Source organism: Bacillus sp. CR71 (assembly GCF_003429245.1).
Taxonomy (GTDB): Bacteria; Bacillota; Bacilli; order Bacillales; family Bacillaceae_G; genus Bacillus_A; species Bacillus_A thuringiensis_S.
On record NZ_CP031748.1, the window covers coordinates 2,553,866 to 2,574,799 of the forward strand.

Genomic DNA, 20,934 nt, shown 5'->3' on the forward strand with positions numbered 1-20,934 from the left:
TAGTTTGTTTTAATTGAAATAGAAATGAACTTATTATATAATAAGTTCAAGAAAATTTTTCCTTTTTAATCATTCCTAAATAACCACAAACCTTTCGGGTTTACGATTCATTACAAGGAAGTGTATAAAACATATACGCTAATTTGTAATATGAATGTATTCCTGGAAGGTTTTTTTGCGTTGTAGGAATAGGACAAGTAATCAACTAACAAGGATGTGATAGATTATCTTAAATTATTAAGAATTGTAGTGGGGAAATAAGAATTTTGAATTTCAAAATACAAAAGAAGTTGAAAAAAGATGAGAGGAGCAGTCTCGTCTTTTTTATTTCGAAAGGAGAAGGACATGGGTAAGAAAATTATGGTTCAATCTGTAAAGCTGGTAAAAGACAGTAATCGTATTTATGATATTGAGAAAAAGAAAATCACTTGTCCAGCGGATGCTGTACGCTTTGCACAGATTATATTCGATATAGAATCAAGACCGAATGAAATTTTTGGTGTATTTAACTTAAATACAAAGAATGAAATTATTGGATGTAGCATTGTGTTTGAAGGAACTGTCGATTCATCGTTAGTCCATCCACGCGAGACGTTCCGCACAGCAATATTAAACAATGCATCTTCAATCATATGTTTTCATAACCATCCATCAGGACATAGTATGGAGTCTCATGAAGATGTTGAAGTAACTAAGAGATTAAAGAAGTGTGGAAACATTATTGGTATACCTCTTTTAGATCATGTCATCATTGGAGATAATAGTTATGTAAGTTTATTGAAAAAGGGGATTATCTAATACAAAGCAATAAGCTAACTATTTTTAAGGGTGTGTATGGAGGAATAGGAAGATTCTAAAGCGTTTATTCGCATAGATCTTCTTATTCTTTTTTATTTGTAAGGTTGATTTATAAATATATTCATAATATGTGATTCGTGGAAATGGACAGATTAAAAGGTCAGAAATATAGGATAAGAAAAAAGGATCTATGCCTAATAAACTAACAAGATAGCTCTAACCTAAAGCGAGCAAAATTACCTTAAAGGCTTTTGATATGAAGGAAAAAGAAGTAGTAAGCTGCTCAAGTGATAGAAAAGTAGTAGAAGAAAATCCAATAGCATTCAACGAGCAAACTTTGGAGTTAGTAAACCATTTGTGGCTGAAGGGAATAATGCGGGGATTGAAGATTTGAATGTACAACTTGTTCTCAAAGCAATGGAAATAGCTTTAGAAAAGAATGCGCCTAAGGTGAACGTAAACGTTTAGAACAAGTATTAGTTAAATATCGAAAAGAATCTTAAGTCAAATGGAATTTTCCCCCTTAAAAGAGCTGTTCCATTGTTATACATAAGAATCCATCTTGAATATCAAGGAGGGGACGGTATAATCTCGTTTGGGTTCGAACCAGCGACCGCAACCTTATTAAGATGGCGGTCTTTTTGATATATTAATCTTCCTTCTGTATTATAAATTCCCAAAACTTCTTTAATTCCTCTCGCTTTTGAGGAGTCGCATTTTTTATATCTTCAAACCATTGATAAAGCTCAGGATCTTGTATGTCTGTAACTTGTCTCATTTCAGTTGTACCGAGGAGGTAATCAATTGATACTTCAAAGAAAGTCGCTAATTTTATCAATGTATTATAATCAGGTTCTCGATTTCCTTGTTCATACATTGCATATGTAGTTCGAGCAATCCCTAGTTGATTTGCCATGTCTTCTTGACGCAGTTTGCGTTCTTTTCGAAGAGTGTGTAGTCTAGTGCCAAACATATGCTACCTCCTTTTAGGTGTTTTCTATATCAATTATAACGTCACAATATGTAACATTTAACAAAGTACACGAAATGTGTAAAAAACGTTGATTTCATACTTGTTATTGTGTAGTATAATTATTAATTACACATTTTGTGACAATGAAAGGAGGAAATAATGAGGTTTTGGTTATTAGAAAAACGTAAAAATAAAGAGAAAACACAAGATTGTATTGCATATAAGGCAAGAATATCTAGAAGTATGTATGCAATGATTGAAAGTGGTGAAAGAAATCCAAGTGTTCCTGTCGCAAAGAATATAGCTAACGTACTAAATTTTGATTGGACTCTTTTTTTTGAAGATTAGTGTCACGATACGTGTAATTTCGAGAGGGAGAATTTAATTTCTATATTGTTTTCCTAAAACGAAATAAATTATTACTTATTTTTAAAAAAATATTAGAGAAGGGAAGTGTTTAATATGAACATGAAAACATTTGAAATGCGTGAAAAACGTTTAGCAGAACTACTAGGTGCAAAAGTACTATGGGAATTTATCAGTGCCGTCACAGAGGAAATTGAAAAGCAGGAATTAGAGTCTACATCAGGTTTGTTAGAAGATCTATTCATACATGTGAAAGAAACCATTCAAATTCAAAATATGAATCAACGCATAACAAAAGCCCCTGTAAAAACAGAGGCTGGTAGTATAGATAAAGAGACATTATATATAGAAGCATATGTAGAATTAATTAATCATAAGTTTGTTATTTCTGAATTAGCTGTAGAGCTTTCATCTGTTCTAAAAGAATTAAATTGTTTTGTTCAATCATCTTTGCCACAGCTTCAAAGTGAGCTTGATTCTCAAGAACCTCAATCTGCTTCTCTTTAGGGAGTGATTGAAGTATTTCTTTTATTTCTTTACACTCGTATATGTTACTCTCCGAGTCTTCGATTAATTTATTGCGACGATTGGTGTATTCAAGTGCACCTAAAGTCGCTAATGCGCGAGGATCTAATCCCAGAATTTCCATGTATTCCTCTCCTTTCCTCTACAATAATTCGATAGGGGAAAGGAGATTCCTTTAATGGTTTAGTAGAGTCTTTATATAGCTATACAAATTGTTAATGATTAGTAGACATGTTACCTAGCAGGAATGTAATAGAATTAGACTTTAAAGAGCTTCTAAAAAGGATGAAAAGAAAGAGAAATCCAGTAATTCTCACTCTTTTCCCTTAAATAATCTACATATGATACGGTTGTTTCCTTTTATCATAAATTTTACATTGGATTCTTTGGGGAAGATTAGGTAGATATAGGATATGGGGGATAAATGAATAGATAAACAAAATGAAAGAGAATTGTAAGAATTACAGGGATTGTTAAGGGGCTATTAGGTAATAAATTTTAAAGTATTTAAGAGTGGGAAGATGTGTATCACTCGTTACTTAAAAAGTAAAAGATTAGACATTAGAATAGGGAAAAGTATTTAAGTTACTTGTATAGATGAAATAATGGAGCATATGAAATTAAAGCATGATGAAACATGTTGAAATAAATAGAAGGGGATCTTTAGGTAGGCTAAGCAGAGAAATAAGGCATGCTGAGAAAGTGGCTATTGAATTCGAAGAAGTTAAATTGTAAAAGGTATCACTTATGTAAGAATATCTATTACTAATTTACTCTATATAAAAAAGCAGCTGTACAAAAGTACAGCTAGTCTTCTTCACAAATTTATATAGCCTTGATGACGAATTGGGATTGAGGTATATATAGTAATTGAGCTGCTAAGGAAGTTGTTGTGTTAGCAAATGGGTATGCTTCCTTATAAAGAAAATTACTATACACTATTTCATTCATTTCATAGGTCGTACACAGTTTTTTTAGGATTTTTTGAGAAATTTTATTTGTACAAGCAGCAATAAAATCAAAATCTTTTTTACTTATCTCTTGAATGGCATGTGAAAGAAGGGTGGTGATTATCCCACTTCCCATCCAATCTGGATGACAAGCGCCCATATCTAGATAGACCAATTTTTCTTTATCTAAATGAGAAAACTCAATAGATTCTGTCTCTAATGTATCTAAAAGTTGAAAAATAGGTTCCATTTGCGGGCATAGTTCAATCGCTTTCTCTGTATCTATTAGTGGCTGGGTTACTTTTTTTGTTAAAAGAACTCCAACAATTTGAAAATTTTCTATTGCTACAAATGACATAGCTTGAGATACAGCTTGTTTCATCATTTCTTCGCACATTTTGTGAAAAGGAGCAAAAGGAATTTGTAAACTGCTTACAAGAGGTTCATTCTTCACAAAAGAATGTGCAAGTAAATGTGCTGCATCTTTCACGTGGTGTGTATCAAGTAGCTCTATATTCATATGTTTTTCCTCTTTCCTGATATAGTGAATAGTAATTAAAAGGATTAAAAATTTTATTTCATCTAGTTAAGTTTAACTATTAAAGCGCTAACAAATATGGTTATGAAACATATGAATGAATCTGTTTAGTAGCAATCGAAATATGTTCATAAAGAAATTCTACGATCTCATCTATACATTCAACAGTTGTATATGGAGAGATAGAAAAGAATTTTAATGTAGAAATCGGATTTCTATCATAACTGTTTATTACATCTACTACACAAGAACGAGTTGTATCACCAAAAAATACTTGATCGCGATTTTTTCCTAGGTAATTAAATAGTTCTATATTTAATCGGTTTGTATCCTCAATTTCTTCCTTTGTTGCAAGGCCTATTCGTTCTTTTTCCCAATTTTCTTGGCCATCTCCATTCATATAGAAACGGAAAGTTGTAATTGGCCCAAATGTAAAATCATTTGTGATTGCGACTTGAGGCAGGGCCTTGCGCAACTTCTCTCTAAATAATAGATTTACACGAATATAATTTGCTAATAATTTTTGATATCCTTCAATTCCAAAGGCTAATAGATTGATATACATGGGAATAGCACTACCAGCTCGTGAACATTCTAAGGTATAGCCTGTATGATAACTTCCATATGACCTATTACCAAGATAAGGTGTGTCATCTTGTTCAATGTCCATCAGTTGTAAATCAGTATGATTTTTTACGATTAAAATACTTGAAGCATAAGGTGTTTGTCCTAATTTATGAAAATCAAAACATACACTATCTGCAAGGGACATATATTGCATTTTATCTTGTACGTATTGTAAGGCATTTTTTACATTAGGTTCAAATGAGAGTGGATTTTCTTCAAAATTATAATTATTAAAGAAGCTATAGAATCCGCCCATTGCAGAATCAGCATGGATATAAATAGGCTTTAATTTATATTTTTTCTGTATTGTTTCAGCGCTCTCTTTAATTCTTTTTATATCATCAATGGTAAATGTATCTGTTGACCCCATAGTAGCTAGAATATAGAGGGGGATACCGCCATTTTTAATAACCTGTATCATTTTATTCTCTAAATCTTCTATATCCATAGAATTTGTATATGGATCAGTTTTCACTTTTATTAAGTGATTTGATCCGATGCCAGTTGCTTCAGCTGACTTTAATAAACTATAATGTGCATTTTCAGAAGCAAAGCAATATACATTTTGTGGAGCGCCATGTTCTTTTGCTGATGGGAATTGTTTAGAAATTGCTAAGCGCAAGCTCGAAAATACGCATCCTTGTCCACCCCATGTTGTATAACCACCGCTATTATGCGGATTATAACCAATCAGTTTTGAAAGCATGGATACAACTTTTACTTCTGCTTCAGCTGCCCCTGGACCATATACATCCCAAACACCATTACCATTTAAAAGGGCCATGGTTATTACACCTAATAGTGAAGGTATACTTGGTAGTGGTACAGCGTTAGACAAGTAATATTTATTTGGATAAGGATGACCATTCATAAATTGGTTTAGCTCTTCTATAACCTCAGACATAGTGATTCCAGCTAGTGGAATATGACTTTGGTGAATTAAGCCATTGTAGTATCCTTCGGATTTTTCCTCACATTTACCTAAAGTAGCTCGCTCTTCATTTTTTAATCGGTCAAGATTTTTAATTATTTTCTGCATAGATTCTAATAAAAGTTGTTGTTTTTCTTCATTTCCGTCAACGCTCGGAAATAATTTTAAAATATCTTGCATGCAGTCACTTCTCCTTGTAAAAAACTGGATTTTTATTTTACTTGGTTAAACATAAGGGTATAATAATTTGTAATTGCCCTTTCGAACACTTAGAAATGAGGAGCTATTTAGAAAAAAATGTAATTCCATAGAAGATTATATGAACTATGGAATTTAAAGTAAAGAAAAATTTTTTGATTTATTTTAAAAAAGTAATTTTGAGATAATGAAGTTTCTAAAAATATTTCTGAATTAATTGTTTATTCGGTTTGGATGTTGCCCTAGCATGTATTCAACTAATGTAGTAGATAATTTACTCTAATGTAGAAATATTATAAGGTAGTTGAATATAAGAGCTCAACTACCTTATAAACTGTAGATATTATTGGAGAAAGAGAAAAAAATAGGGTGGAAGTGTTAAAAATATGTTCTAGTTGAGAAGAAGTAGTAGTATGGATTTGGTAGAAGAATCAGCATAATTTTTGTAGGTGAATAATGATCTGATCAAAGCTTTTTAATGAATTCAATTTCATTATCTAATAATAATGGACGAGTTAAGTGTGAAGAATTTTCTTCAACCTGAGTAGAATTTTTTGCACCAGGAATAGCAACTGAAACGGCTGCGTGACTTAAAACATAACGTAAAGCAACTTGCGCTAAATTTCGATTTGAACGTAAAAGTGAACGTAATTTCTCTACTGTGTTTAAGCTATCTTTAAACCACTTTTCTTTTGGCCAATCTTTTCTTAAATCATCGTCTGGAAATTGAGTTTCATGATTAAATTTCCCAGTTAAAATTCCCATCTTAAGTGGACCTCTTATCACAGCACCTAAATTATGTTTTTCAATATAAGGAAGAATATCTTTTTCAGGTTCTTTATTCAAAATACTATAATCGAATTGTACGACATCTAAATCATTATTCTGATTAAAATGTTTTATATAATCTAAATCATTAGTAGAAACGCCAACAGCTCTCACTTTTCCAGATTTTTTTAAGGTTTGGAAAGCTTGTAGAAAGGCTTCTGTTTCTTCAGGTTTATCCCACCAAATATGACAAAAGTACACATCTATATAATCCGTTTTAAGTCGTAGTAAACTAGCCTCAAACGCATCAATGATCTTTTGAGGATCTCCATAAACGGCTGGTTGATTGGGGTCATAATGATGACCAATTAAACCACCTTTTGTAGAAAGGATTATATCTTTCCTGCGATTATTTATAGCTTTTGCAACGAGTGTTTCACTATGACCTAGTCCATAAACGTCAGCAGTGTCAATAAAATTAACCCCTAAGTCGATTGCTTTCTCAATTGCATCAATGGATTCATTATCTTTTACTGTTCCCCATTCATCTCCACCAATTGCCCAAGAACCGAACCCTACCTCTGAGACTATTAATCCCGTGTTACCTAATAATCTATATTCCATTATGTACGGACTCCTCCTTTACAGTTTATTTTATTAGAAGTATATATAGTGGCCAGTTGGAATATTCTTGAATTTATTTTCGGAGTATAAATTAGGCTATTTCCTTTAATAAAATATGTAAGATTACTGTATAAAAAGAAATTAGAATTATTAGTGAAATGATTTTTTATGCTTGAATTGAATAAAAGTATAAACTTTTACGGCATAGATATGAATTTTATTCATAATTTTAATAACTATACATTAAGTGAATTAAATGTTGAATTTAGTCGGAATATATATATTTACAAATCGCAGAATCTGTACATATAGTTGTAAATGTAAATATTATCCGCTTTTAAATATTTATAAAAGGAGAAATTCATATGAAAGAAATACAAAAGCAATATGAAATTGTAGAAGAATTTGATGCAACAGTAGGGCAAGAAGCATTATGGATAGCTCATCAAATGGAATTAGAAAAAGGAATGAACAATGAACCCATCATCATAAAGCTAAAAGGAAGTCTTCAAATAGAGACCTTAAGGAAAGCGCTTACTTTAATAGTGCAATCTCATCCGGCGCTACGTACACTATTTATTAAGAGGGACGAAAAAATTAAACAATTCATTCAAAAGAGTATAGATTTTGATACACCAATTAAGGATTTAACTGCTTTTAAAAACACAAAACAAAAATTTATTTTTAAAAAATTTTTAGACTCTATTGTGAATGAGAAATTTAATTTAGAAGAAGGGCCTTTGTTTAAATTCCACATCATTAAATTGTGTGAAGATGAATTTATTTTACATATGATTTTTCATCACATTATTTATGATGGATGTAGTTTAGGAATTTTTATCCAACAATTGTCTCGTACGTATTGTGAATTACTTCAAGAAAATACGGGTTTAGTATTAGAATCTCCTTATAAGAGCCTTGTAGAATTTGAGGAAGGTTTTATTGACAGTGCAATATATAGAGAAGGATCATCCTATTGGAAAGATTATTTACAAGGTGAATTACCTCCTACAGAGTTTCCTGCTACTATTAATAAAATGAATGAACCGATATATACGAACGAAAATATAAGCAAGAATATTGATGCCGATCTGTTTTATCAAATACAATGTTTTGCTAAAAAAAATAATATAAGTATTTATCGAGTAATGTTAAGTACTTATTGTACCTTACTTCATCAAATGACAAATGCTGAAGAAATTATTGTAGGTATTCCAATTAATACTAGACCACAAACGGAAGAAGGGAATGCTTTTGGTTATTTTGTTAATACATTACCTATACGTATAACAATAGAAAAAGGTGATACATTTAAGAGAATACTTAACAAGGTGAATAAATCTGTTCATTTGGCTATTAAGTATAAACATAATCCATATTCACATATAGTAAGAGATTTAAATCTAAATAATAATACACATCATAATATGATTTATTCAACAGCATTTAATACGGTAAGGATACCTCAATTGAAAATTCCCGATATTGAGTCCACAGTTTTAACAGATTGTAAAAGAGTAAATCCTTTTAACATGACATGGAGAATAATGAGATATGAAGGGGAAACAGAGAATAAAATTGAGGTTGACTATAACTCCGCCTTATATAAACCAGATAGTATGAATGATTTAGTTGAAAGATATATATATTTGTTACAAAAACTAATGAAGAATGTGAACGAGCCTATCCATTCATTGGATTTGCTTTTAGAGAAAGATCATCGTCTATACAAAGATATGAACTCAAATGCTCTTACATATCCTAATTCAAAAACACTAGATCAATTAATCGATCTACAAGCATTAAAATCGCCAAATCAAATAGCGATTTCAATGGGGGATAAATCTATTAGCTATTGTGAATTGCAGCAAAGGTCCAACAAAATTGCGAATTATTTACGTGAAAATGATATAAAAAAGGGACAACGTGTAAGTATTACTATGGAAAGAGAGATTGATATCATTGTATGGATTCTAGGTATCCTAAAATCAGGTGGAGTTTATGTACCAATTGATCCAAAGTTTCCTGAAAAAAGAATAGAATACATCTTAAAAGATAGCGAAAGTAAAATGATTATTACGAAGAAAGAATACAGGGATTTGGTTGAACGGTTTGCGATTCATACAATTTATCTAGAAGATTTTCATTACGCTAATTCTATAGAAAATATTGCGTCTACACATACCGTAGAAGATGCAGCTTATATTATCTACACGTCAGGTTCAACAGGTTTGCCAAAGGGAGTCGTTGTACCACATAAAGGCGTAGTTAATTTATCATATTCAGTAATCAATACATTTCATTTAGGAAAAGAAGATGTGTTTTTACAATTTGCAACGATCATTTTTGACGCCTCCATTATGGAAATATTTCCGATTTTGCTATGTGGAGGAAGAATGCATTTAATTTCTGAAATCGAAAAACGTTCAGCAGAGGAATTTATAAATGTAAGTCAAAAGAATGGTATTACAAATGTGGTTTTACCAACTGCGTTTTTTAAATTAATAGCTGATATGCCAAAAGAAATGTTACTTAAATTAAATTCTGTAAAACGTTTATTTGTGGGAGGGGAAACCTTACCTGCTGAATCAGTTCGTAAATGGCAAAGTAAACTAGGGTTAAAGATTCCAGTTCTTAATGCATATGGTCCTACTGAAACTACTGTATGTGCAACCATGTATGAAGTAAATGGTGAGATGCAAAAAGAAATTTCTAATATTCCAATAGGTAAACCAATTGCTAATAGTGAAGTTTTCGTGGTAAGTCCGTTCAATACATTATGTCCGTCAGGTGTAGTAGGTGAGTTATTTATTGGCGGTGATGGAGTTGCCAACGGATATTTAAATCAAAAGGAAAAAACAGAAGAGTCGTTTATTTCTTTTGGTGAATCCTATAATCATGATAAAAAGATGTATCGTACTGGGGATTTAGTCCGTCTTTTACCAAATGGAAATTTAGAATTTATCGGAAGGAAAGATAATCAAGTAAAAATACGTGGGTATCGAATTGAGCTTGATGAAATCGAAGGAACATTATTTAAACATCCAGAGGTGAGAGATGCTGTAGTATTCACTTATCAAAACGACAAAATCGTTAGTTTTTATTTATCTAAAGACAATACAGAATTAAAACAAGAGGCATTAAAAACATTCTTAAGTGAAAGTTTACCAGATTTTATGATGCCAAATTATATATTTCACCTTGAAAGTTTTCCTGTATCACCAAGCGGGAAACTAGATAGAAAAAAATTAGAATTACAGATCCCATATTTACTTGAAAACATGCAGAAGCAATATGTACCACCGATAAGTGAAACAGAAAAAAGGTTGGCAAAAACATGGGCAGAGATTTTAAATTTAGAGAAATATAGAATCGGCAGAGATGATGACTTTTTTAAACTTGGGGGACATTCATTAATTGCTGTGCAAGTGTTAAATCAAATTCAAAAAGAGTTTCATCTAAAAATTGAAATTAGAGATATTTTTGAGCATACAACTATTGCTAGTCTATCTGCTTACATCGATAAATTAATGGATGTAAATCATGATAGGGAAGAACAGAAGATACAAATATTAAAAGTTGCAGATCGGGAAAGTTATCAGTTATCAAGTGCTCAAAAAAGAATCTGGTTTTTAAATAAATATAACGCCATTAATAGAGTATATGATACACCGCTACACATATATATTGAGCCGAGTTTGAAAAAAGATATTTTACAAGACACCATAAGATTTTTAGTTGAACGACACGAGATGCTGCGAACAGTGTTTATTGAAAGAAATGGGGAGCCTAGACAAGTCATCTTAAACTCAATAGCGATTGACCTGATTCACGATGAGATTGAACACATGTCTAAAAAAGAACAACAAGAATATATACGTACAACAATAAATCAAACGGATCGTACTCCATTTGATTTAGAAAAGGGCCCTCTTTTTAGGATTAGGATTTTTAATCTGAATAAGAGAAAGTCTTATTTATATATCAATTTACATCACATTATTACAGATGAGTGGAGTGTAAGGAATTTATTAGATGAATTAATGAAGGTATATAGTGCCTTTGCTAAACGTAGAAATCCCGAGTTGCCAACTATCTCTAATCGATATGTAGATTATGCTAAGTGGGAACAGGAGCAGTTAAATTTAGGTCAGTGGGATACGGAAAAATCTTATTGGATGGCCGAACTTACAGCGCCTCTTCCTATGCTAAATCTTCCTTTAGATTTTAGTAGAAATCATCAAAGTACAAATAAAGGTACAGTATTTGAAATGAAGTTAGATAATAAAATGAAAGCATCTTTGAAACAAGTATGTGAACAAGAGAATGTTTCTATGTATATGCTATGTTTGGCAGCGTATATTCAATTGTTACATTATCTCACGGATCAAAAAGATATTATTGTAGGTACACCGGTGGTTGGAAGGAATCATCAAGAATTTGAACAAATACAAGGATTTTTTGTAAATACCTTAGCGATTAGAACACAATTAAATGATGTGAAAAATTTAACACAGCTATTACAAGTAGTGAGAGAAAAATGTTTGAATTCTTTCCAAAACCAATCGTACCCATTTGATAAAGTAATTGAACAAATAAATCCTGATAGAAGCTTTGGAAATAACCCGATCTTTTCTACTATGTTTAGTTATCAGAAAGATATTCTGCAGCAACAGGATGCGTACAAGCTTCAATTGTTACCTAATAAACAAGATATTAGTAAGTTTGACATTTCTTTAGCTGTTGAAGAAGGATTGGATTATGTAGGGATTTCATTTGAGTATGATATTAATCTTTTCAAGGAAGAGTCAATTAATAGGTTTACTCAAAATTTACTTACTATACTGGATGCATTTATTCATCAACGAACAGTAGCGTATGAGAATCTTTCATTTCTATCACAGGAAGAAGAATCTCTATATAAAAAGGTAAATCATACAGAAAGACCATATCCTTATTTTCAAAATATACAAGAGCAATTCTATATGCAAGTAGATAAACAACCCGATCGGATTGCTATAGCGACTGCAACGGAATCTTTAACATATAGGCAATTAAATATGAGCTCTAATCAAGTAGCTCAACATTTACTCGAAAAAGGTATAAAAAGAGGTGATAAGGTAGCCATATTTTTAGATAGAAGTATGAATAGTATCGTTTCAATGCTTGGAATATTAAAAGCTGGTGCTGCCTATATACCCATCGATGTAAAATACCCTGAGGATAGAATAAATTATATAGTTCGTGACAGTGAGGCATGTAGAATTATAACGAGTAACAAATACAAAAGTCATTTGAATTTAAGTGATTATAAGGTTTCAATAATAGGGGATATATATCGTACGACTATAAATGATGATGTGACAATTTTAAATAAACCAGATGACTTGGCATATGTAATTTATACTTCAGGATCAACAGGAAAACCAAAAGGTACATTATTAACGCATAAAGGAGTATTAAATTTAGTTGAATGGAGAAATGAAGTATTTGAGATTTCTCCAAATGATAAAGTAACACAGTTTTATTCCCATAGTTTTGATTCTTCTGTATCGGAAATTTTTTCTACCTTGTTAAATGGGGCGGAACTATATTTATTAAGTGATGAACAGCGCTATTCAACTGTCGCATATGCTCAAGCCATTCAAGAAACACAAGCAACTATTTCTGACATACCAACAGTATTTTTCAATGAATTATCGACTTCATTAACTAAACTGGATAGCAAAAAGATACGTTCTTTAAGATTTATAATAATGGGAGGGGAAGCTGCATCAACAAATGCCATTAGAAGTTGGCAAAATACTTTTAAAAACCAATTACAGCTGGTAAATGAGTATGGCCCTACTGAAGCAACTGTCTCAGCAATGTATTATTTCATACCAGTCTTAGAAGATGAAGATAATCTTTTAGGAAGCATACCGATTGGTATTCCAATTTCTAATACAAAGGTTCATATATTGAATTCATATATGCAACATTGTCCGGTAGGGGGCATGGGTGAATTATATATTGAAAGTGTAGGATTGGCCCAAGGGTATTGGAAGCAGGAAGAGAAAACAAAACAGGCATTTATTTCAAAACCATTTTCAGAAGACAATAGCAAAAGATTATACCGAACTGGTGATTTAGCAAGATGGTTACCAAATGGAAATATAGAATTTATGGGAAGAAAAGATAAGCAGGTTAAAATTAGAGGGCACAGGATTGAATTAGGAGAAATAGAAGATGCAATGTTACAACTTGAGGGGATAGGTCAGGCTGTGGTAACACAAACGAAAGATGGAATGTTACTGCAAGCTTATTATAAAACAGTGGACGGTATAGGGATAGAGAAAAATAAGCTAGTTTTACATTTATCAAATGTATTGCCAGAATATATGATCCCTAAATATTACTCTCATGTGTTAGAAATACCAATAACGGCGAATGGGAAAATTGATTTTGAAAAACTACCAGAAATAGAGTTTGATTATGAGCAAAATGATGAGTGTAAACTTAAACCTCAAACTAAAGTGCAAAAAAACATTGCAAAGGTATGGTCTGAAGTTCTAAACGTAAAATCTATAGGTTTAAAAGATGATTTCTTTAATTTGGGTGGACATTCTTTAAAAGTTATGCCGGCATTAGTCAAATTAAAACCGTTATACCCTAACTTGAAAATTCAAGATTTCTTTAAGTATAGAACAATAAAAAAATTAGCCTCTCATATTGAAGAGATGGAAGATATGTCGTCCAAGAAAGAGAAAAATATGAGTGTAGCATGTATGGAAAATGAAACGAAAACGACTTCTGTTTATGAAAGAACTAAATTAGAAGAATGTGAGTTAGATATGGTGAACTATCCAAAAACAGTTTTCCTTACAGGGGCAACAGGATATTTAGGAGCACATATTTTAGAAAGGTTATTACAGTTGCCATCTACGACTATTTACTGTTTAGTAAGAAAAAATGAGGATCAAGTAATTGGTGCAAAGTTAAAAGAAAGAATGGATTTTTATTTTGGTAAAGAAATCCTCCAAAAGTTGAAGGAGAGAGTAGAATTAATTGAAGGAGATTTATCCTTGATGAATCTAGGTCTAGATTCAAAGCAATTGGATCATTTAAAGAATAGGGTAGAGTCAATTATACATTGTGGTGGAGAAGTTAGACACTATGGAGAACGTGAGCATTTTCAAAAGGTAAATGTTCAGTCTACAAAATACTTATTGGAATTAGCTAAGAACACAAATGCACGTTTTCATTATATATCGACTTTAAGTGTAGTAGGTCAGGCTGAAAGCGATCCAAAAGAATTTGAATTCTTTGAGTCTAATTTTGATAGAGGGCAAAATTTAGATAATGTGTACTTAGAAAGTAAGTTTCAAGGCGAGAAAATGGTCAGAGAAGCAATGGAAAAAGGAGTTCGTGCCACGATATATCGTGTGGGGAATTTAGTGGGTAATTCTAAAACAGGTAAATTTCAATACAATATAAATGAAAATGCATTTTATAGATTATTAAAAGGGGTATGCCTATCTAGCGTAGCGCCTGAAATCAATACGTATGTAGATTTAACGCCTGTAGACTATGGAAGTTTAGCTATTACTGAATTATCCTATAAGGCCAATACAGTAAATAAAACCATGCATATTTGTAATCCCAATCAACTTAAATGGGACCAATTTATAAATGTTTTACAAGATTTTGGATACGATATTATGTTAACGAAACAAGAAAAGTATATAGAGAAGTTTTTTAATACGAATCTAACTACTGATGAACAGAAAGCTTTAGAGCTCATAATGCCTTTATTAGAATCTGTAGAAGAGCTATCAGTAGCTATACCATCTTGTTTATACACGCAAGGATACTTAAAGAATGTACATTGTTTAGAACCGAATCAAGAGTATATCAATTTGTTATTAAATTATGCTATGAGTATCGAGTTTTTACCAACCATTAAAGAACCAATATTGCTATAGAATATACCATCGATTTTGAACAGATTGGTTTATAAATATGAAGTTTTGAATATTTGTTTACTTTCTCTTATTATTTGGAAAAGTAAAAAGAACTTGTAGTTTTGTCTACAAGTTCTTTTCGATTAAAAGGTTTATACATTTAGTTGGTTGGATAATATTTCAATTCTTCATATTACTAACAGAAGAAATTAACCATGACAAAAAATTCTTTTCAATAAGAGAAAAAATACAATTTTATATTAAGACCAAATCCATCGATCATCAGTTAATGCTTGAGAATCATTAACTTTTTCAATCTCATCTGTTATCGACCACTCATTACTTCTTTCAGCGTTCGCCATATGAACTTTAACCTTTTCACCTACATTAAATTTCTGCCCGTGTGTTAAATAAACTGTAACATTACGTTTACTTCCGTCATTTCCAGTATATTGAACAATTACATAATTATATTCTTCTATTCCAGATTTAAACTTATCTACTTTTGTAACATGTCCTATTTCATATTCGTATGCAAAAACATGTTTTAAATAACTTCCCTGGTGTAATGTATCAGTACCTTGAACCTTTTCAATTGACTCTGCAATCATATAGTCCGTAAAATTACGCATCATTGCACCAGTAGCTTTTATTTGATCACCAACTTTTACATTTGGTGTAGAGTTTAAATAGATACTAATAGGTTCTGAATACTTTGTTGACTCAACAGAGATAACATTATCAGTAACCTCAACTACACGCCCTTCAATTGTTGATAAATTTGACTCGATAGAAGCTGCACTTGCTTTTGTTACTTCTAATCCTGGTAGATTTGTGCCTGCAAGAGCTGCAATTCCTAATGCACCAGCTAAAATGATTTTTTTCATACCTTATAACATCTCCATTCCGATTGTATTTAAATGTGTAGTTAGGTTTAATTCGTAAATAACTTTCTTATATCACCCAACGTGTAATCATTATAGTTACATTAAGAATGATTATCAACTACAATTGAAATGTAATTTTGCATAATAATAAATCTTGATTTAATAATTTATCATTCAAATTGAAGTAAGTTCATCGGTAAGAGGGAATGAAGATAATAACTTTGATTATATTTTAGTAGCAGAAAAATATTAAAACTAGTAAATTTAAAGGCCATCCAAATGGGTGGTTTCTTGTTTTTTATGAAATATTTGCCCAAAGTAGAAACTCATACGAACTAGTAAGGTATAAGTGGGAAATGTAAATATGGAAGGTGTTTGAGGTAATTTTACATAAGAAAATAATATTTTTTTCATTATGAGAAAATGCACCATATGCAGGTTGATTACATATCTAGGACTTCCATTTACATAGAAATCCTATTTTGAAAAAAGAAGTGCAACTAGCAATGAAGGAAGTTAAATCAAATCCTCAAGATAAGGAAATAAGGGTACCTATGACAGATCCTAAATGGTCTAAGGAAGACGAATGGGTCAAAATGGCCCATAATGTAAATGGTGTGGAAATGCATTATGTTAAAAATACAAAAACTGGTGAATTTGATGATTTTAAATTTAAAGATAAAAAATAAGGGGCGTTTATTATGAAAGTAACTTGTTTGTACAACACTGGAGATTATCTAGCAAAGGAAACCGAGGAAATATTTAACTTAGTTATTAAAAAGAAGTATATTGTTTATGGCATATGTAAGTTACAAAGTGGTGAGTTGACATATTTAATTTTAGGAGAACGTGAAAATATGCCATCATGGTATCCAGCAGAATTATTTAAAATATCCGATGCGTTACAACCTATAGAATGGTATTGTGGAGAACACAGACATGTCAAAGATACAACTATAGATTATATATGGGGATATAAAGAGTTAGCCTTGGATGATACACATGCTCTTGGTTTAATAGAAAGAGAGAATAAAGATATGGAACTATTTTTAAAGCGTAAAGGTGAAATTGATGAATTTGAAGAATTGTAATAGTAAATGAATTGTTTAACTTATAAAAAGCGTAGAAATTAAAAATTTCTACGCTTTTTTGTACATAACATTTAGATAAACAGCTTGTTTTTTGAAAAAGTTGAAGATGGTATTTATATTGGAAAGAATATCTATTACAATGGACCCTATATAAAAAAAGTAGTTGCAAGTGCAACTACTTTTTTTCACAAAAACATTATTATGCATATAACACCTTTAGCGTAGACTTGCGCTTAAGGGTACTTGGGAATAAACTATGAAATTGTTACCATAAGTACCGTGTCTTGAAAATGAGGAAGAAATTGAAACGTTCCAACTTTTGTAGGTAGATCCAGATGTATCTGCTCTTAGAAGTACGTTTGAAAAGCTAGCCTGGCTAAAAGAATTACGTCCAGCATCTTCAACACCCTGAACCATTTTTACTGGTTCGTATTGAGAAAATGAGCCATATACAGGCTGATTTGCATATCTAGGGCTTCCATTTACATACATAGTAACCGTACCATTTCCGTTATTAATTATTTTAAGGTTTACCCGATCACCATCTTTAATTGATGTATCATATTGTGTGTTCCAATACTTACTGTTTTGACCTGATTCATTATATCCTGAATTAAGAAATACTTTATATCCACTTGGTGTTTTTGAAATACCACCCTCAACTTTAGATGCTCCAATACCTAAATACCAATTCACATACCCATCTTTAATAACAACTGATTTTGGTAGATTTATATCAGCTGCAATCCCAGTATAGGTACTATTTGTAACACTTTTTACAGCACCTTCTGTAGCTGCAAAACTAGTAGTTGAAAACATTGATAGAGACATTAGAAGTGAACCAACTAGATACATCATTTTTTTCTTACTTTTTCTTAATACTTGATTCATTTTAGATCCCCCATATTTTAAATTATTAAATTGTATGGAAAGTTGGCCAACTAACTACAACTTACAAACTAAAGATATATCAGGTTTCATTTAATGTATATATTTTCCTGTTAGAAGTCATCGAAACGTCAAATAGATTTGTTTTTTCGTATTTATCAATATAGGTGGAGTTGACAGATTAAAGTAGTATGTCTATTTAAATGTAAGAAGATTTTGTTAAAAATCCTATAAAAACCTATAAATGTATTGAGGATAATATGTACTATGATTCATTTAGGAGAGAAAAATATGGAATGAATATAGTGGGATCTAAGGAAATAAATGAATCGTTTGTCTTAAGGAATTCATTGAAATAGTCCGTAGATGAAGGGAAATATATGATTTATAAGACATGGATTTCCTATATAAAAGAAGAAAGGGGATCCAGCTATGGGAATTACAAATACAAAATCAAAGTTAGATAATGCAGCTATTGAAGGGGCTATAGAGGCATTAAAAGGTGAAAATGAATGTTTACGTATGGAAATAGATTATTTAAAAAAGTTAAAGGACTTCGTTCAAAAAGAGATGGAATTGCAGAACAAGACAAAGCAAAAGTAATTTATCTTATGAAATTTGAAAGTATGGAACATATTAAGATAGTATTAGATAATTATCTAGGTCATTACAATCGCAAAAGAATCAAAGTACAGTTAAAAGGAATGAGTCCAGTACAATACCGGACTCACATTCAGATGGTCGCTTAATTTTTGTTTAACTCTTTGGGGCCAGTTCATCATAGGTGATTGAATAATGTTGGCTTGCTAAGATTAGTGATTGTTATTCTTTAACTGATCTTAAATTACGTTAGTTTAAGTATTGAGAGTAAAAGAATAGGAATAGAAAAATTAATGTTTTGCTAAATAATCTATTAAAGAAACTTAAAGGAATAACAAGTTCTCCTATTGTAAGGATTTTAAGTTTATCCTTATTTAGTCCTTTTATTAATTCTTTTAATGTTTGGAAGTTTATTTTATTAACGAAAGACCAACTTGGCACAGCTTTTGTATCTGAACCTATTTTGAAAACGATATGAATACTATGTGCATGAAAACCGCTTATTATTAAAATAAGCATAAATCCTAAAATAATGAACCAAGTCATTTTTCAACACCTCCTTTGAGTATCTAATATTAAGATATTAAAACCGTTGAGAAAGTGTGCTGTTGTCCATGAAAAATATTGAGAATTTGTTGAGGGAATATTGAAAATGTTGCAATGCGATTGATTGTAGGAGAGTTAGAGTTAATAATGCTTGTCAGATTATATGCGTGAAAAAAGGAAATAGGAAAGAGAACAGTTGCGTAGACTGTTCTCTTAAGGAGCGGAAGTGCTGAACATTTTCAATGACAATGATTCAAGCCTTCCGTTAATAGTATGTGCATATATTTATCATTTTAGCCAAGAAGATTCCTTCCTCAAGGAGTGTGTGAAGGGCAACAGCCCAGGAGTAGGTGGGAGATGAATTGGCTTCGAACAAGGGATGGCAGGAAGCCATCTTAATTGTTCGACATATAGAAAGTGTTACTTTACTACCTATCGAATGTACGTTTGGTTTATAATAGTTATATACCGAAATGGAGGTGAATGAAATGATGATTAATAAAGCCTATAAGTTTCGTATCTATCCAAATCAAGCACAAGCAATTCTAATCAACAAAACGATTGGTTGTTCCCGCTTTGTATTCAATCATTTCCTATCCTTATGGGATCACGCATACAAAGAGACAGGGCAAGGCTTGACCTATGGTACATGCTCTGCCAAACTCCCTGCCATGAAGAAAGATTTTGTTTGGCTCAAAGAAGTGGATAGTATTGCGATTCAGTCGTCTGTTCGCAACCTTGCGGATGCTTATACGCGCTTTTTCAAAAAACAAAACAGCGCCCCGCGCTTTAAATCTAAGAAGAACAACGTACAATCTTATACCACAAAACAAACAAATGAAAATATTGCCGTTGTAGGGAACAAAATAAAGTTGCCGAAACTAGGCCTTGTTCGATGTGCCAAAAGTCGTGAAGTAGAGGGACGTATTGTAAGTGCCACTGTTAGACGAAGCCCTTCTGGCAGATATTTTGTGTCACTATTAGTTGAAACAGAAGTACAAGAACTTCCGAAAACACATTCTTACATTGGAATAGATGTAGGACTAAAAGATTTCGCTATTTTGTCAGATGGAAAACCCTATAAAAATCCGAAGTTTTTCCGATCATTAGAAGATAAGTTGGCGAAAGCACAGCGTGTTCTTTCTAGAAGAATGAAAGGATCTTCTCGGTGGAATAAACAACGAGTCAAGGTAGCTAGAATTCATGAATACATATCAAATGCTAGAAAAGATTACTTGGACAAAATCTCAACCGAAATCATCAAAAACCACGATGTTATCGGTATAGAGGATTTGCAAGTATCGAATATGTTAAAGAATCATAAGTTAGCAAAAGCAATTAGTGAGGTATCATGGTCACAATTTCGAACTATGTTGGAATATAAAGCAAAATGGTATGGCAAACAAGTCATTGTCGTATCGAAAACATTTGCTTCCAGCCAATTATGTTCTTGTTGTGGATATCAAAATAAAGACGTTAAAAATTTAAACCTACGTGAATGGGACTGTCCTTCTTGTCGTATACACCATGATAGGGATATTAACGCAAGTATCAATATAAAGAATGAAGCGATAAGGCTTCTAACCGCAAGGACTGCGGGGTTAGCCTAATCAATTAGAGTTCGATAGAACTCTTTACTTAGGAATCCCTCACTTCTAAACAAAGTGAAAGTGGGGGTAGT

Annotated in this window: 16 protein-coding genes and 1 pseudogene; 10 read left to right on the forward strand and 7 right to left on the reverse strand. The window is 31.7% G+C overall.

Annotation, left to right across the window (positions count from 1 at the left end; genetic code table 11):
- Nucleotides 1-345: 345 nt before the first annotated feature.
- Both DOS87_RS12855 and DOS87_RS30145 read left to right on the forward strand, forming a co-directional pair.
- A complete protein-coding gene (locus DOS87_RS12855; protein WP_097814354.1) occupies nt 346-798 on the forward strand; it encodes a JAB domain-containing protein in 453 nt (150 codons plus the stop codon).
- A gap of 262 nt (nt 799-1,060) precedes the next feature.
- Nucleotides 1,061-1,254 (forward strand): annotated as a pseudogene (locus tag DOS87_RS30145) (replication protein); the annotation flags it as partial.
- Nucleotides 1,255-1,447: 193 nt separating this feature from the next.
- Here the strand turns inward: DOS87_RS30145 and DOS87_RS12860 are convergent.
- A complete protein-coding gene (locus tag DOS87_RS12860; protein WP_000468121.1) occupies nt 1,448-1,771 on the reverse strand; it encodes a helix-turn-helix domain-containing protein in 324 nt (107 codons plus the stop codon).
- Between the two features lie 159 nt (nt 1,772-1,930).
- Between DOS87_RS12860 and DOS87_RS12865 the strand changes: the two genes are divergently transcribed.
- Both DOS87_RS12865 and DOS87_RS12870 read left to right on the forward strand, forming a co-directional pair.
- On the forward strand, nt 1,931-2,119 hold the full coding sequence (locus tag DOS87_RS12865; protein ID WP_098330979.1) for a helix-turn-helix transcriptional regulator: 189 nt from the start codon (nt 1,931-1,933) through the stop codon (nt 2,117-2,119).
- A 114-nt stretch (nt 2,120-2,233) separates the two neighbouring features.
- Complete coding sequence (locus DOS87_RS12870) at nt 2,234-2,644, forward strand: hypothetical protein (RefSeq protein WP_208730327.1); 411 nt, start codon at nt 2,234-2,236, stop codon at nt 2,642-2,644.
- 843 nt (nt 2,645-3,487) lie between these two features.
- Here DOS87_RS12870 and DOS87_RS12875 read toward each other — a convergent pair.
- The 3 genes from DOS87_RS12875 to DOS87_RS12885 all read right to left on the reverse strand — a co-directional run bounded on the left by DOS87_RS12875 (nt 3,488) and on the right by DOS87_RS12885 (nt 7,298).
- A complete protein-coding gene (locus DOS87_RS12875; RefSeq protein ID WP_208730328.1) occupies nt 3,488-4,132 on the reverse strand; it encodes a GNAT family N-acetyltransferase in 645 nt (214 codons plus the stop codon).
- A gap of 100 nt (nt 4,133-4,232) precedes the next feature.
- A complete protein-coding gene (locus DOS87_RS12880; protein WP_208730329.1) occupies nt 4,233-5,888 on the reverse strand; it encodes a pyridoxal phosphate-dependent decarboxylase family protein in 1,656 nt (551 codons plus the stop codon).
- 483 nt (nt 5,889-6,371) lie between these two features.
- Nucleotides 6,372-7,298 (reverse strand): aldo/keto reductase, encoded by a 927-nt coding sequence (locus DOS87_RS12885; RefSeq protein WP_137070341.1) that lies wholly within the window; start codon nt 7,296-7,298, stop codon nt 6,372-6,374.
- A 365-nt stretch (nt 7,299-7,663) separates the two neighbouring features.
- Here DOS87_RS12885 and DOS87_RS12890 point away from each other — a divergent pair, with 365 nt between their 5' ends.
- Nucleotides 7,664-15,262, forward strand: coding sequence for a non-ribosomal peptide synthetase (locus tag DOS87_RS12890; protein ID WP_208730330.1), 7,599 nt, complete (start codon nt 7,664-7,666; stop codon nt 15,260-15,262).
- A gap of 239 nt (nt 15,263-15,501) precedes the next feature.
- Here DOS87_RS12890 and DOS87_RS12895 read toward each other — a convergent pair whose 3' ends face one another.
- Nucleotides 15,502-16,128 carry a F0F1 ATP synthase subunit alpha gene (locus DOS87_RS12895; RefSeq protein WP_000720470.1) on the reverse strand — a complete coding sequence of 209 codons (627 nt, stop codon included), beginning with the start codon at nt 16,126-16,128 and terminating at the stop codon, nt 15,502-15,504.
- A gap of 482 nt (nt 16,129-16,610) precedes the next feature.
- Between DOS87_RS12895 and DOS87_RS12900 the strand changes: the two genes are divergently transcribed.
- Both DOS87_RS12900 and DOS87_RS12905 read left to right on the forward strand, forming a co-directional pair.
- Nucleotides 16,611-16,817: a hypothetical protein gene (locus DOS87_RS12900; protein WP_241669944.1), complete on the forward strand. Its 207-nt coding sequence runs from the start codon at nt 16,611-16,613 to the stop codon at nt 16,815-16,817.
- Between the two features lie 12 nt (nt 16,818-16,829).
- Nucleotides 16,830-17,219, forward strand: coding sequence for a hypothetical protein (locus tag DOS87_RS12905; protein WP_086391294.1), 390 nt, complete (start codon nt 16,830-16,832; stop codon nt 17,217-17,219).
- A 216-nt stretch (nt 17,220-17,435) separates the two neighbouring features.
- Here DOS87_RS12905 and DOS87_RS12910 read toward each other — a convergent pair whose 3' ends face one another.
- Nucleotides 17,436-18,110 carry a hypothetical protein gene (locus DOS87_RS12910; RefSeq protein ID WP_086391295.1) on the reverse strand — a complete coding sequence of 225 codons (675 nt, stop codon included), beginning with the start codon at nt 18,108-18,110 and terminating at the stop codon, nt 17,436-17,438.
- 429 nt (nt 18,111-18,539) lie between these two features.
- Between DOS87_RS12910 and DOS87_RS12915 the strand changes: the two genes are divergently transcribed.
- Nucleotides 18,540-18,710: a hypothetical protein gene (locus DOS87_RS12915; protein ID WP_170966130.1), complete on the forward strand. Its 171-nt coding sequence runs from the start codon at nt 18,540-18,542 to the stop codon at nt 18,708-18,710.
- Between the two features lie 23 nt (nt 18,711-18,733).
- Nucleotides 18,734-18,856 (forward strand): IS3 family transposase, encoded by a 123-nt coding sequence (locus DOS87_RS12920; protein WP_170966131.1) that lies wholly within the window; start codon nt 18,734-18,736, stop codon nt 18,854-18,856.
- Between the two features lie 100 nt (nt 18,857-18,956).
- On the opposite strand, the gene DOS87_RS12925 is transcribed toward DOS87_RS12920, so the two are convergent.
- Nucleotides 18,957-19,253 carry a hypothetical protein gene (locus tag DOS87_RS12925; RefSeq protein ID WP_050844914.1) on the reverse strand — a complete coding sequence of 99 codons (297 nt, stop codon included), beginning with the start codon at nt 19,251-19,253 and terminating at the stop codon, nt 18,957-18,959.
- Between the two features lie 488 nt (nt 19,254-19,741).
- Here DOS87_RS12925 and tnpB point away from each other — a divergent pair, with 488 nt between their 5' ends.
- Nucleotides 19,742-20,863, forward strand: coding sequence for an IS200/IS605 family element RNA-guided endonuclease TnpB (gene tnpB, locus DOS87_RS12930; protein ID WP_078386330.1), 1,122 nt, complete (start codon nt 19,742-19,744; stop codon nt 20,861-20,863).
- Nucleotides 20,864-20,934: the final 71 nt, after the last annotated feature.

Coding starts and splice junctions, on each gene's coding strand:
- DOS87_RS12855 (WP_097814354.1), top strand. CDS start 346: ATGGGTAAGAAAATTATGGTTCAATCTGTAAAGCTGGTAAAAGACAGT.
- DOS87_RS12860 (WP_000468121.1), bottom strand. CDS start 1,771: ATGTTTGGCACTAGACTACACACTCTTCGAAAAGAACGCAAACTGCGT.
- DOS87_RS12865 (WP_098330979.1), top strand. CDS start 1,931: ATGAGGTTTTGGTTATTAGAAAAACGTAAAAATAAAGAGAAAACACAA.
- DOS87_RS12870 (WP_208730327.1), top strand. CDS start 2,234: ATGAACATGAAAACATTTGAAATGCGTGAAAAACGTTTAGCAGAACTA.
- DOS87_RS12875 (WP_208730328.1), bottom strand. CDS start 4,132: ATGAATATAGAGCTACTTGATACACACCACGTGAAAGATGCAGCACAT.
- DOS87_RS12880 (WP_208730329.1), bottom strand. CDS start 5,888: ATGCAAGATATTTTAAAATTATTTCCGAGCGTTGACGGAAATGAAGAA.
- DOS87_RS12885 (WP_137070341.1), bottom strand. CDS start 7,298: ATGGAATATAGATTATTAGGTAACACGGGATTAATAGTCTCAGAGGTA.
- DOS87_RS12890 (WP_208730330.1), top strand. CDS start 7,664: ATGAAAGAAATACAAAAGCAATATGAAATTGTAGAAGAATTTGATGCA.
- DOS87_RS12895 (WP_000720470.1), bottom strand. CDS start 16,128: ATGAAAAAAATCATTTTAGCTGGTGCATTAGGAATTGCAGCTCTTGCA.
- DOS87_RS12905 (WP_086391294.1), top strand. CDS start 16,830: ATGAAAGTAACTTGTTTGTACAACACTGGAGATTATCTAGCAAAGGAA.
- DOS87_RS12910 (WP_086391295.1), bottom strand. CDS start 18,110: ATGAATCAAGTATTAAGAAAAAGTAAGAAAAAAATGATGTATCTAGTT.
- DOS87_RS12915 (WP_170966130.1), top strand. CDS start 18,540: ATGGGAATTACAAATACAAAATCAAAGTTAGATAATGCAGCTATTGAA.
- DOS87_RS12920 (WP_170966131.1), top strand. CDS start 18,734: ATGGAACATATTAAGATAGTATTAGATAATTATCTAGGTCATTACAAT.
- DOS87_RS12925 (WP_050844914.1), bottom strand. CDS start 19,253: ATGACTTGGTTCATTATTTTAGGATTTATGCTTATTTTAATAATAAGC.
- tnpB (WP_078386330.1), top strand. CDS start 19,742: ATGATGATTAATAAAGCCTATAAGTTTCGTATCTATCCAAATCAAGCA.